The organism is Fervidobacterium sp. (genome assembly GCA_026419195.1).
Classification (GTDB): domain Bacteria; phylum Thermotogota; class Thermotogae; order Thermotogales; family Fervidobacteriaceae; genus Fervidobacterium.
Genome location: JANZZV010000003.1, coordinates 1 through 12,735, shown reverse-complemented (window position 1 = coordinate 12,735; position 12,735 = coordinate 1). Strand labels below are relative to the sequence as shown.

The window sequence follows — 12,735 nt, the reverse complement described above, 5'->3', positions numbered from 1 at the left end:
TTACTAATATTTTATTGGGGCAACAATGGGTAAATCTTTCAACAACTCCCGCGGGTTGAGATATGTTAATTCAATTAGAAATGCAGAGGCAACGACAACACCACCAACTTTCTCAACGAGTCTTTTAAGAGCCATAGCAGTGCCACCAGTAGCAAGTACATCATCGATAATTACAACCTTTTGTCCTTTTTCTACAGCATCTATGTGCATGTGCAACTCTGCCTTGCCGTACTCTAATTCATACATGTCACTAACAGTTTTATAGGGAAGTTTTCCAGGTTTTCTAACAGGAACGAGTCCTTTGCCCAACTTATAAGACAAAGGTGCGGCAATCATGAAACCTCTTGCTTCTGGACAAACTATTAAGTCAAAATCGAATTTCTCAAGTTCACTTGCTATGGTATCTATAGCATATCTGAAAGCTTCTGGACTTCTTACTAATGGAGTAATATCACGAAATATAATACCTTTTTGTGGAAAATCAGGTATATCTCTTATAAAAGCTCTTAGGTCCACCTTTTACACCTCCAAATTTACTACTATTATACTACTATTATTAACAGTATGTATTTTACCACAAAAGTTTGTAAATTGAAAGTAGTAGACCTGAAAAAATCCCGCTGTAGACAGGTGCTTCCAACCAAGAGAAAATTACTTTTTTGAGAACTTTCTTATTAGTTATTTTAGTACCATTGGCAACTCCAATGCCAAGTATACCACCTATAATAGCATGCGCTGCTGATACAGGTAAACCAAATAACGAAAAAAACCATATCGTAAAAGCCGAAGAAGAAACAGCTACCATTGCAGAAAAATCATCCATGTGAATCAGCTCACGCCCTACAGTGTAAATGGTTCTTTTACCAAACAAAACAATACCCAAAGAAAGTGAAATACCACTCAAAACAAGTAAAAGCAAAACACTGAATCCTTTGTGGTAAAATACGCCCATTATTTTTCCAGCATTATTTGCTCCTAAGGAAAAAGAACCATAAATAGTGAACAACCATAAGGAAAACCTTAGAAAAATAGTTCTAAATCTAATATTCTTGATCTTCTTGAAAATTAAAGAAAAAGTTTTAAAAAGGATAAAACCAAATACATAAGAGACAACGGGGGTTAAAAACCAACCTAAGATAACAGCCAAAAGTACCTTGGGCTCTATCTGTCGATTAAGTATTCCAACACCTACGTTTGCACCTACAATAGCTTGTGTTATAGAAACTGGTAATTTTTGCATAAGGAAAAACATACTAACAATCGATGCAGCTAAATTGATCACAATTATTTCTGGAATCCTTAGTTGCGACAGACTTGATGCAACTTTTAGTCCTGGCAGGCCACCAAGCAAAGAACCCAAGACAACCATTATAGAGCAAGTTACTACCGCCTTTTTGAATTTAAAAATTCCATTGGCTACAGTTGGACCCAGAATATTACCCGCATCAGTTGCTCCCATTATAATTCCAAGTACTATAGAGGGCAAAAAAATTAATAAGCTATATACCACTATAAAAAACTCACCTCTAACAGCTTTTTTTACATTGAGGTTTTGAAATTATATTATACAACAAAATCTTATACTTTGGCAAACGAAAAATAAAAGAGAGGACCTTTTGTCCTCTCTTGCACTAAAAACTTTTACAAATTGGAGCAGGCGGTGGGACTCGAACCCACACCCTCCTCCTTACCAAGGAGGCGCTCCACCGCTTGAAGCTACGCCTGCACCAAACTTAACAGTTCATATTTTACAAAAAAATGGAAGAACTGTCAAGAATCTTATTCTTCGTCTTCTTCGTCTTCCTCTTCTACGTCAACGAAGAAATCCTCATCTCCCATCATGTCTTCCCATATTCTAACAACTTCATTGAACTCTTCCTCGTCTTGTATAGAATCAAGGAAAACATTTCCATCTTGGTCTTCCGATTTTAGAAACAAGAACGTGTCACCAAATTCAGAAATTTCCTCGTTTTCCACGAATATCTCTTCACATACCCAATAAACCTTTCCTTTGTTTTCAACTTCGCCAAGTAGAACAAAATGATGCTCATTACCCTCTTCATCCATAAGTGTGAATGCATCGATGTGTTCGTGATCGTGATGGTGATGTCCATGTTCATGTTCATGTTCAAACATAATATCTCTCCTTCCTACACAAAATATACGTATATATAATACCACAAAATGCCAAGAGTTGTTTAAGAAACGGTTAACATTGAATTGTAAATATGTTTATTTCTATATCTTATGAGAATTTTTCTATAGGTTATGTTATAATATAAAAATGTACATTGAAATCAAGACATCAAAGGAGGGGTTTGAGGATGCTCAGAAAGTTTTCGGTAGCGTTTTTTGTGTTATTACTTTTTGCAACTTCATTTTCTGCAACAGTTGAAGAGCTAAACAAACTATTTTACGAAGCTCGAAGAGATTACGATGTTGAAAAGATTTTAAAGGTTATTAAAGAAATTGAAAGTACTCCTGACTATACAAAGAACAGTAGATTACTAACTATTCTTGCAGATTGTTATCTTGAATATGCTACATGGGGGGTAGCGGATAAAGATAAGGAAAAGACTCTCGAAAAAGCCAGATCAAATGCAGAAGCAGCAGTAAAGTTAGACTCAAAAAATGGGAGGGCCTATTATATAGCTGGAGCTGCTATCGGAAGATTAGCTCAGTATAAAGGAATAATTCAGAGTTTGTTTATGCTTGGTGATTTTGATAGGAACATTGACACGGCATTAAAATTGTTGGACGAGAACGATGATGAAGGTAGGTTGTATAAAACGTTTGCATATATTGCTTCGGGTATGAGGTACAGAGACGTTCCGTGGCCACTGTACAATTACAAAAAGTCTGAAGAACTACTCACATCGGCATCAAAATTGACGCCAAATTATCCAAACATTTACTTGGAAATGGGGTTTCTTTATCTGAAAACAAACGATAAAGTAAAGGCCAGGGAAATGTTCCAGAAAGTCATCGACTCAAAACCACATCCATTGCTCTTAAAAACCCATGAAGGGGCTGTAAAGACTGCAAAAGATGAATTATCAAAACTAAAATGAGTGTTGTTTGCATAGGAAAAGTAAACATCGATATATTTTACGAAGTTGAAAATCTCGAATTAAACCAGAACCATATCAGTAACGAAATTGAAATGAACGTTGGTGGTAAGGCCACCAACGTTTCTGTTGCATTAAGTAAACTAGGTATAAAGTCTTACTTGATTGGAAAAATTGGAGAAGATGAATTCGGAAAGATCGCATTAGAGAAATTAAAGAAATTTGGTGTTATACCACTTTTGAGCAGGTCAAAAAACACGGGAATAACCTTCATTGTTGTTGATAGAAAAGGAAATAGCACAATGTTCAATTACCTTGGTGCTAATAAAGAACTTAACATCAAAGATGTTTTACACTTTAAAGAAATTATATCCAGCTCAGATATTGTATTTTTTCAAACAGGCGTGAATTCGCAAATTTTACAACACATCAAAGAGATTAACCAAAACATATTTGTTGAATTGACAGAACCAATGGAGCCATCATTATTAGAAGGCATAAAGTACATATCCTTAAACCAGCATGAACTAACAAAAGTAACTGATGAAATTGACTTAGAAAAAGCTCTATATAAACTATATTCTTATGGTATTAAAGAAATTTTTCTAAAGCTTGGACAGAAAGGTAGTATGTACTATTCAAAAAGCGAAACGATATTTATTGAATCTTTGAAGATAGACGCTGTTGATACAACCGGAGCGGGAGATGCTTTTACTGCTGGTATAATTTACTCATTGCTGAACAATTTCGATAAACAAAAAACTCTTAAATTTGCCAACGCCTGCGGGGCTTTGACATGTCTAAAAAAAGGAACAACTGAAGCATTCCCTTTACTTGAAGATGTTTTTCGCCTCCTCAATCGATCTTGATCTTGATTTTATCAAACCCACTTTTTCTCTCTCGATATTGTTTTGATAAGCATGGAATACGATAAAATCTCGATAATCACTTTAACGATACCGAAGATGTATCCATGGCCTTTTATTAAATTCAATTAACAAAGTGATAATTACTCTTAACTATGTTACAACAATTGTAATTATATAATTAACAACGACTATTGTTTTATAAACGAATTTATAATGAAATATAATACCTTTTCGTTTTTTTACAACATTTTACAACATTCAAAAAACACGTATAATTTCTATTGAGCTTACAAATCAATAGAATCGAAAAAGTGGAGATCAAATTAGGCAATGATCATAATGATTATAATTGGCCAAGTGAAAACGGGGGTGAGGTTATGTCGATGTGGAAAGAACTTGAGGATTGGTTAAGTGAAGAAAGAACTATCCAAGAGTTGAAAGCGAAAGCGAAAGATCTTGGATTAACTGTTAAAAAGCAAATGAGTAAAAGTGATGTGAAAAAACTGATTGAACGGTTTCTTGAAAGGGCCAAACTTGCAACTACTGGTGAACAAGCAAGTTACAAACCTTCTTCACAGATATCTCCACCCGCTGAATTTTTACAAACAGTTGCCTCTGAAAAGGAAGATATATCCCTCCCAGATACCTATTTAAAGGATAAACTTGTCGCTATGCCCGTAAATCCTCACTGGATTCATTTTTACTGGGATTTCTCTGAGGAAAACAAAGCGTTTTTAAAATCAGGCGAGGTTGCAAAAGTAGTTCTCAGGATTTACGACGTCACTTACATTGAATTCGATGGTACTAATGCTCATAGAACGTTTGAAATTTCACTTGATCCAATTAACATTAAGAATTACTATCTAAATGTTCCTGTCCCGGGTGCTCATTACCTTGGTGAAATTGGCTATTATGATATCAAAGGTAGTTACAAAGTTCTTTTAAGATCAAATCTTTGCAAAATACCAGTGAATTCTCCAAGTCAATCAACAAGAGAAAGATGGATGGATCTCAGAAAGCGCAGAAGAATTGTCATGCCATCAGGTGGTATGTTGACACCTATAGTGGAACGAATACCAGGTTCGGTCCAGGGAATGGAACATCTTTTTTGGGTTTCAAGTGCCGGGAGCATCAGTGTTATACGCCTTAGTGGGAAGGGGATATAAATATGCCACGCGGACAAATAATGTTTGTACTTCACGCACATCTCCCCTACGTGCATCATCCAGAATATCCGTTTTTCTTGGAAGAGCATTGGTTGTTTGAGGCAATGACAGAAACATACATTCCACTATTAAGAATGTTTAGAACCCTTGAAAGAGAGAAAATATCTGTTAAACTGACGATGTCCATAACACCTCCTTTGATGGAAATGCTCGCAAATCCGGATCTGCAAGTTAAGTATGAGAAGCATCTTGAAAAATTGCTGGAACTTTCAAGAAAAGAAGTTAACAGAACACAAATTGAACATCCGCTGAAACATAAAATGGCAAAGTATTACCAAAACTTTTTTGAAGAAACGTTGCATCTTTTCAGGGATGTCTATCAAAGAAATTTGTTGAATGGTTTTAAAGAATTCTTCTCAAAAGGATATTTAGATATAATAACGTGTAATGCTACACATGGTTATTTACCATTTATGGAGCAATACCCACAAGCGATCAGAGCTCAACTTGAGCAGGCGGTAAAAACGTATGAAAGACACATCGGAGTCAAGCCCAGAGGAATATGGCTTGCTGAGTGTGCTTACTTTCCAGGACTTGATAAATACTTATCAGAATACGGATTGGAATATTTCTTTGTAGATTCTCACGGACTCTGGTATGCAGATGAACGACCAAGATACGGGGTTTACAGACCTGTTATTACACCTAATAATGTCTTTGTCTTTGCACGAGATCCGGAAAGCTCAGAACAAGTTTGGAGTGCACAAATAGGTTATCCTGGTGACTCCAGGTACAGGGAATTTTACAGGGATATAGGTTTTGATAGAGAATATGACTACATAAAGCCATACATTGATCCAAGTGGTGTACGGATGAACACGGGCATAAAATATCATAAGATCACGTCAAAAGACACACCTCTTGATAAGAAAGATTTTTATGATATTGATGAAGCAAAATTCGTTGCTTACGAACATGCAAAAGATTTTCTAAGGAAAAAAGAATCCCAGGTTGAATATTTGATGAATCTTTTTGATGGTCTTGAACCAATAATTGTTGCGCCTTTTGATGCTGAGTTATTTGGTCATTGGTGGTTTGAAGGTCCTTTCTTCATAGAGTACTTTATGAGAGAGGTCATGAAAAGTCAGAAATTGAGACCTGTAAGAGCTTGCGATGTTGTGGACTGGATTGAAAAAGTCCAAATACTAACACCTGCGGCATCAAGTTGGGGTGCCAATGGATATAACGAAGTTTGGTTGAACGGTACAAATGACTGGATTTATCCTCATTTGCATGAACTTGTGGAAAAAATGACCGAGATGGCAAAAATACATTCTCAAGAAACTGATCCAATTAAAATACGTGTTTTAAATCAAATGGCGCGTGAATTACTCTTGGCTCAATCAAGCGACTGGGCATTCATCATGACGACTAGAACAAGTGTGGAATATGCTGTTAACAGAACCAAAACGCATGTTAAACGATTCTTAAACTTGTACGATATGCTCAAAAGTGGTAATATTAATGTAGGGGAGTTACAGAGATTAGAATACGTAGACGACATTTTTCCAGATGCAGATTATAAAATGTACCTAAAGATTTAATCTTCTTAATTTGCAACCATTTTCAATACTCCCCCGAGGTGCGTGAGCATCTCGGGGTGTTGTCTTGGATATTAGATATACTTGTGAAAGAGGTATCAAACAAAAAACTTTAATTTTTGAAAGGAGGTAACTACAGTGCCTGCAAACATTTTCGAAGTCAGATGGCATGGTCGGGCAGGTCAGGGTGCAAAGAGCGCTTCACAAATGCTTGCAGAAGCGGCACTCGACATGGGAAAATATGTGCAAGCTTTCCCAGAATATGGTGCAGAAAGAACTGGAGCTCCGATGAAAGCGTTCAACAGGATATCAGATGAACCTATACTACTCCATTCCTCGGTTGAAACTCCTCACCTTGTTGTTGTTATCGACGATACACTTTTGGGTAATCCGGACATACTTGCTGGTACAAACGAAGAAACTATTCTTATTGTAAACACAGTAAGAACACCAGAATGGGTAAGAAAAAAATCGGGTTTTAAAGGAAAGATCTGCGTTGTAAAGGCGACTGATATTGCTCTTGAAGAACTCGGTAGAGGTACGCCAAATACGGTTATGCTTGGTGCTATTGCGAAAGTAACAGGCATAATTGAACTTAAATATGTTGAAGATAAGATCAGCGACATGTTTTTGAAAAAATTTGGTGAACAAGTGGTTCAGAAAAATATAAGAGCCTTGCACAGAGGGTACGAAGAGGTGATATGCAATGGCTGAGCTCAAAGGATGGAGAGATTTACCAATCGGAGGTCTTATAATTGAACCAGGAAATGCCAAAGTGTACAAAACGGGTACATGGAGAGTAATGAGACCTATCTACCAAGCGGAAAATTGTATTCATTGTATGCAGTGCTGGCTGTACTGTCCAGATCAGGCTATCGTGGTTGAGATTGTTGACGGAAAGCCAAAAATGAGAGGATATAACTATTACTATTGCAAAGGTTGTGGACTTTGTGCAAATGTTTGTCCAAAAAGTATAGATCCAAAGACAAAACAGCCTGCTCCGGAAGAAAAGAGAGCAATAATAATGAAACCTGAAACTGACTTTGCTGAAGAATAAGGAGGTGTGAAAATGCCTTTAAAACAAGCTATTACGGGTGCAGAGGCAATAGCTTACGCGATGAAGCAAATAAATCCTGACGTTGTAGCAGCTTATCCAATCACTCCGCAAACACCTGTTGTGGAATATTTTGCAAAATACGTTGCTGATGGTGCTGTTGATACTGAAATGATTCCAGTGGAGAGCGAACACTCAGCGATGAGTGCCCTTGTTGGTGCAGCAGCAGCAGGGGCAAGGTCATTCACTGCAACTGCGGCTGTTGGTCTTGCATTAATGCACGAAGTTGTATACATAGCAGCTTCTTTAAGACTCCCGATAGTCATGGCAGTTGCAAATAGAGCGCTTTCAGGACCTATCAATATCCATTGTGATCATAGCGATGCCATGGCCGAACGAGACAGTGGTTGGATACAATTGTGGGCAGAAAATGTGCAGGAAGCTTACGATTTTACAGTGATGGCTTACAGAATAGCAGAACATCCAGATGTCAGATTGCCGGTAATGGTGAACTTTGATGGATTCATTATATCTCACAGTGTTGAAGTTGTTGAAACGCTTGATGATGAAGTAGTTAAAAAATTTGTTGGAAAACCTATAAAGATGTATTCATTACTTGATACTTCGAAACCAGTTACATACGGTCCACTTGACTTGTACGACTATTACTTCGAGCACAAAAGGCAACAAATTGAAGCGATGAAACACGTTCCAAGAGTTTTCAAACAAGTAGCAGAAGATTTTGCAAAAATCTCTGGTAGAAAATACGATCTTGTTGATGAATACATGGCAGACGATGCTGAATATATTATGATAGCCCTTGGTTCCACAGCTGGAACAATCAAACACACAATTAACGAACTGCGAAAAGAAGGCAGAAAAGTAGGACTTGTAAAGCCTTGGATGTTTAGGCCATTCCCGAAAGAAGAATATCAAAGAATATTAAATGGAAGAAAGGCTGTTATAGTTCTCGATAGATCAGTTTCATTTGGTTCAGAAGCACCACTTTACGAGACTATCAAGTCAGCACTTTACGAAGTAGCAGTTAGACCCCAACTTGGGAGCTATGTGTATGGTCTTGGTGGAAGAGATATAACACCGAAACATATCAGACAAGCATTCGAAGACGCCTTTAAAGGTTATTTGATTGCTGATGAAGAAAGATACCTTGGGCTTAGAGAATAAAAGGAGGTGTACTAAATGCCATTAAATGCTATAGAACTTGCAAAGCTATTTTATGACAAAAACCCTGGAATAACCCCGGGTCACAGAATGTGTCCTGGTTGTGGAGCACCGAATGTTGTAAAATTTGCACTGATGACTGCCATGGCAAATGGTTACGAACCTGTAGTTGCTCTTGCAACTGGGTGTCTTGAAGTATCCACAACAATATTCCCATATACAGCATGGAATGTACCATACATTCACAACGCTTTTGAAAACGTAGCAGCTACAATCAGTGGTGTGGAAACAGCATTTAGAGCAGCAAAGAAGAGAGGAGAAATTCCTGAAGATAAGAAACTTGCATTCTTTGCTTTTGCGGGAGATGGTGGAACGTACGACATTGGTTTACAATCACTTTCTGGTGCTGTAGAAAGAGGGCACAAATTTATATACATTGTCTACGACAACGAAGGTTACATGAATACTGGTAACCAAAGATCTGGCGCAACACCTCCTGGTTCAGATACAACAACAGCTCCGGTTGGAAAAAAACTCGCTGGGAAATTACAACTCAAAAAGAATATGGTTGAAATAATGGCCGCTCACGAAAATGTCTACGTTGCCACGGTTGCGCTTTCTGAGCCAATTGACTTCATGAAAAAAATAGAAAAAGCCCTTGAATTCGATGGGCCAGCATTTATTGCTGCGCATTCAGCATGTGTAAGATTTTGGAGAGTTTCCGATGATAAAGCTGTTGAAACAAGCAAGCTTGCAATCGAAACACTATACTGGCCTTTGTATGAAGTCGAAAGAGGTGTTTACAGAGTAACAAAGAAGATAACAAATCCACGACCAGTAGCTGATTACATTAAATCACAAGGAAGATTCAAACTATTCCTTTCGAGACCAGACGCACAAGAAATAATAGACGAACTTCAAGAATACGTTACAACAAGATATCAGCGACTTCTTGCACTTGAAGAAGCTACAAAAGACAAACCAATAAGAGTTAAAGGACAAGTGAAGAAAGATATACAAACTGATGAGCATGCAATGTAATGAATTCATTAGAAAAAAGTCCCATGGTATTGGCCATGGGACTTTTTCAGTTTTTTAACATGTCATCTTTTACAAATTACGCTGTCAATATCTGCTTTATAAAACTTAGCTGCTGCCAAACATCCAGCACTACAAATATTTCCCCTCAAAGCACACAATAAACAACTCTGCGGTATTAATTTGCTTCTGTATTCCTCCATTCTTCGCCAAATATCTATGAAACGTTCTTTATTAACATTTCCAACATAATATTCAGGATTATACCTAAAATGTCCACAAGGTACCACATTACCATCTACAAGAATTGATGCATGTGTTCTACCAGCAGTACATTCTTCCAATCCGAATATATTTTCCTCAATATATAACTCAACACTGTTTTCACGCTTCAAAAATATCTGAAGCCTATTTGCCACATGCTCAATCATATCTCGTGTAGGAAGTAACAATTCCTTATTTATCATTCCACGACCAACAGGAATAAATCTGTCAACATACAAACTTGTTCCTAAATCTTTTGCTAATAGAACCATGTCATCAATATAACTGTAATTTAACCTATTCACCACAAAAAGTACCGTAACATTAAATCCAGCTTCCAGAAAATTCTTAAGTCCCTTCATAGTGCTTTCGAAAGTTCCTTTTCCTCTAATTTTATCATGCACTTCGGAAACAGGTCCATCGAGTGAAACACCAACATGCAAATCAGGGACAATAGCTTTTATCTTGTTTACCAAATCCTTTGTTGCGAGAGAAGCATTTGTGTTCATAATCATACTCAAACCCTTAGATTTAGCATACGAAAATATCTTTAATAGATCATTTCTTAGCAAAGGTTCACCACCAACAACATCAAGTATCTCAACTTCAGCTTGAACAAGTTGATCTATTACCTCAAAAATTTCCTCTGTGGACAACTCAACTTTCGATTTCTTTCCAGCATTACAATAGCAATGCAAACAAGAATAATTACAAGCTGTAGTAATTTCAAACTCAATATTCCGAGGTCTCATAATGCAAATACCTCCTTATTATCTGCCTTTACATTATCGAAGCATAAATTATTCTAAAACTTTCTCACCAAACAACTTCTTAATTTAAAGCTTTTGTATCAAAGGGCCTTTTACATTTTCAGCAATTAATTAATAAGACATTATAAACTAACAATCAAAAATATCAACAAAAATTCTATGGAAACGTCCAAACTTATTCATCAATTGCTAGTTTTCTAAAGAATTTTAACAACTGTCTCATAAAAAACAATAAAAGTCCCTGAAATCAAGGACTTTTACACGAACAATAAAGTATTTTCTCTGTTCAGAATTTTGGTGGAGGCGGCGGGAATCGAACCCGCGTCCGAAAGTAAACCATCCCAGGCTTCTCCGAGCGCAGTCTGTGTTTTGATTTTCGCTATCTTAACGCCCACAGACAGGCTTTAAGACAGCTAGCCTCACTAACTAAGGTAGCTCAGAACGTGAGGCGCATTCTGACTACCTGGCTGACAGGGTCACGCCCACCTACGAAAGGTCAGCCAACTTTCGTAGCGGACGGCTGCTTTTATCTAATTAAGCAGCAAGAGGAACGTATTCGTTGGCACTTATCTTTTTCCTGCTGTTTTTTAACGAGGACAACAGGCAACCTCGACTCGCTTCCTGGGACAGCTTACCCCCGTCGAAACCGTTCGCCCCCTCAAATCATAAATTGCTATCCTTCGTGAATTTAGACACCTGATATTTTTCAATCGTTCGATTGAAACAAAAAGACGATGGACCATACCATCGTCTTATCGAATTTGGTGCCGAGGGCGGGATTTGAACCCGCACGGTCCCAATGACCGCATGGCCCTCAACCATGTGCGTCTGCCAATTCCGCCACCTCGGCATGCCAAAATAAATTTATCTTGCTACAACCATGAAATATTATACCATAAAAGCTCAAATCGTCAAGAATGATTTTATGCACTCACTGTCTAATACCGATTCACTCAATAAAAAAGGAGCGCTTGCACGCTCCTACATTTTGGAGCGGGTGACGGGTTTCGAACCCGCGACCCCTTGCTTGGCAAGCAAGTGCTCTACCGCTGAGCTACACCCGCTTTACAGAATTAGCTTTTCTTTGGTGCGAGAGGAGGGATTTGAACCCTCACGGGATTATCAGTCCCACTGGATTCTAAGTCCAGCGCGTCTGCCAATTCCGCCACTCTCGCACCTTTTTCTGGTGACCCGGGCGGGATTCGAACCCGCGACCCCCTGATTAAAAGTCAGGTGCTCTACCTGCTGAGCTACCAGGTCACCTACGACTCACATGCGCCGATAAGAATAATATCATAGACAACTCCCTGTGTCAAGTAGGTATTTGATATTTCACTTTCTTCGTAATATTCGATTATGCTTTGCAACTTTGAATACAACAAGTACTATCAATTGTTGCTTTTCAAAAAAATCTTATAAATTGTTTTTAAGACCTAAAAAGTACAATTTTTATCTAACTCTATCACCTCATATTCCCATTCCGATATGTTCCTCTTATTACTGTCTATATTCACTCCTATCAAATAGCATTTCTTACCTGCAAAACCTTCATAGTACCTTCTTTCTTTTATCTGCTCAAGTGCTTCTTTTGCACTTCTGTCTACCTTCAACTCTATTATGTACACCACCCCATTGTTCTCTATCACTATGTCTATTATTCCCCCCGCTACCTCTACTTCTATCTCATGATATATCCCACTACCCATCAGTATCCCACTTATTA

13 protein-coding genes, 5 tRNA genes and 1 other RNA gene are annotated in these 12,735 nt (G+C 37.7%); 8 read left to right on the top strand and 11 right to left on the bottom strand.

The window, feature by feature from the left end:
* Nucleotides 1–3 precede the first annotated feature (3 nt).
* The 4 genes from N2Z58_01955 to N2Z58_01940 form a co-directional block, all read right to left on the bottom strand.
* A complete protein-coding gene (locus N2Z58_01955; protein ID MCX7653428.1) occupies nt 4–516 on the bottom strand; it encodes an adenine phosphoribosyltransferase in 513 nt (170 codons plus the stop codon).
* A 55-nt stretch (nt 517–571) separates the two neighbouring features.
* Nucleotides 572–1,510 carry an inorganic phosphate transporter gene (locus N2Z58_01950; GenBank protein MCX7653427.1) on the bottom strand — a complete coding sequence of 313 codons (939 nt, stop codon included), beginning with the start codon at nt 1,508–1,510 and terminating at the stop codon, nt 572–574.
* Between the two features lie 139 nt (nt 1,511–1,649).
* A tRNA-Thr gene (locus N2Z58_01945) sits at nt 1,650–1,726 on the bottom strand.
* 53 nt (nt 1,727–1,779) lie between these two features.
* Nucleotides 1,780–2,136, bottom strand: a complete 357-nt coding sequence (locus N2Z58_01940) for a DUF1292 domain-containing protein (protein MCX7653426.1) — start codon at nt 2,134–2,136, stop codon at nt 1,780–1,782.
* Between the two features lie 188 nt (nt 2,137–2,324).
* Here N2Z58_01940 and N2Z58_01935 point away from each other — a divergent pair, with 188 nt between their 5' ends.
* From N2Z58_01935 to N2Z58_01900, 8 genes are all read left to right on the top strand, one after another.
* Complete coding sequence (locus N2Z58_01935; GenBank protein MCX7653425.1) at nt 2,325–3,071, top strand: hypothetical protein; 747 nt, start codon at nt 2,325–2,327, stop codon at nt 3,069–3,071.
* Nucleotides 3,068–3,937, top strand: coding sequence for a PfkB family carbohydrate kinase (locus N2Z58_01930; protein MCX7653424.1), 870 nt, complete (start codon nt 3,068–3,070; stop codon nt 3,935–3,937). The genes N2Z58_01935 and N2Z58_01930 overlap by 4 nt, the downstream gene beginning before the upstream one ends.
* Nucleotides 3,938–4,314: 377 nt before the next feature.
* The gene (locus tag N2Z58_01925; protein ID MCX7653423.1) at nt 4,315–5,103 is read left to right on the top strand and encodes a DUF4912 domain-containing protein; all 789 of its coding nucleotides are present in this window, start codon (nt 4,315–4,317) and stop codon (nt 5,101–5,103) included.
* Nucleotides 5,104–5,105: 2 nt separating this feature from the next.
* A complete protein-coding gene (locus N2Z58_01920) occupies nt 5,106–6,707 on the top strand; it encodes a DUF1957 domain-containing protein (protein ID MCX7653422.1) in 1,602 nt (533 codons plus the stop codon).
* A gap of 135 nt (nt 6,708–6,842) precedes the next feature.
* Nucleotides 6,843–7,418 carry a 2-oxoacid:acceptor oxidoreductase family protein gene (locus tag N2Z58_01915; protein ID MCX7653421.1) on the top strand — a complete coding sequence of 192 codons (576 nt, stop codon included), beginning with the start codon at nt 6,843–6,845 and terminating at the stop codon, nt 7,416–7,418.
* The gene (locus tag N2Z58_01910; protein MCX7653420.1) at nt 7,411–7,761 is read left to right on the top strand and encodes a 4Fe-4S binding protein; all 351 of its coding nucleotides are present in this window, start codon (nt 7,411–7,413) and stop codon (nt 7,759–7,761) included. The genes N2Z58_01915 and N2Z58_01910 overlap by 8 nt, the downstream gene beginning before the upstream one ends.
* Before the next feature lie 12 nt (nt 7,762–7,773).
* Nucleotides 7,774–8,943, top strand: a complete 1,170-nt coding sequence (gene porA / locus N2Z58_01905) for a pyruvate synthase subunit PorA (protein ID MCX7653419.1) — start codon at nt 7,774–7,776, stop codon at nt 8,941–8,943.
* Between the two features lie 15 nt (nt 8,944–8,958).
* Nucleotides 8,959–9,981, top strand: coding sequence for a thiamine pyrophosphate-dependent enzyme (locus tag N2Z58_01900; protein MCX7653418.1), 1,023 nt, complete (start codon nt 8,959–8,961; stop codon nt 9,979–9,981).
* Nucleotides 9,982–10,043: 62 nt separating this feature from the next.
* Here N2Z58_01900 and N2Z58_01895 read toward each other — a convergent pair whose 3' ends face one another.
* From N2Z58_01895 to N2Z58_01865, 7 genes are all read right to left on the bottom strand, one after another.
* Nucleotides 10,044–10,994: a radical SAM protein gene (locus N2Z58_01895; GenBank protein ID MCX7653417.1), complete on the bottom strand. Its 951-nt coding sequence runs from the start codon at nt 10,992–10,994 to the stop codon at nt 10,044–10,046.
* Between the two features lie 313 nt (nt 10,995–11,307).
* Nucleotides 11,308–11,670: a transfer-messenger RNA gene (ssrA, locus tag N2Z58_01890) on the bottom strand.
* Between the two features lie 104 nt (nt 11,671–11,774).
* Nucleotides 11,775–11,862, bottom strand: a tRNA-Leu gene (locus N2Z58_01885).
* A 139-nt stretch (nt 11,863–12,001) separates the two neighbouring features.
* Nucleotides 12,002–12,076: transfer RNA gene (locus N2Z58_01880), tRNA-Gly, on the bottom strand.
* A gap of 21 nt (nt 12,077–12,097) precedes the next feature.
* A tRNA-Leu gene (locus N2Z58_01875) sits at nt 12,098–12,187 on the bottom strand.
* A gap of 9 nt (nt 12,188–12,196) precedes the next feature.
* A tRNA-Lys gene (locus N2Z58_01870) sits at nt 12,197–12,272 on the bottom strand.
* Nucleotides 12,273–12,445: 173 nt separating this feature from the next.
* Nucleotides 12,446–12,735: PD-(D/E)XK nuclease domain-containing protein (locus tag N2Z58_01865; protein ID MCX7653416.1), on the bottom strand; the 290-nt coding region annotated here is incomplete at its 5' end.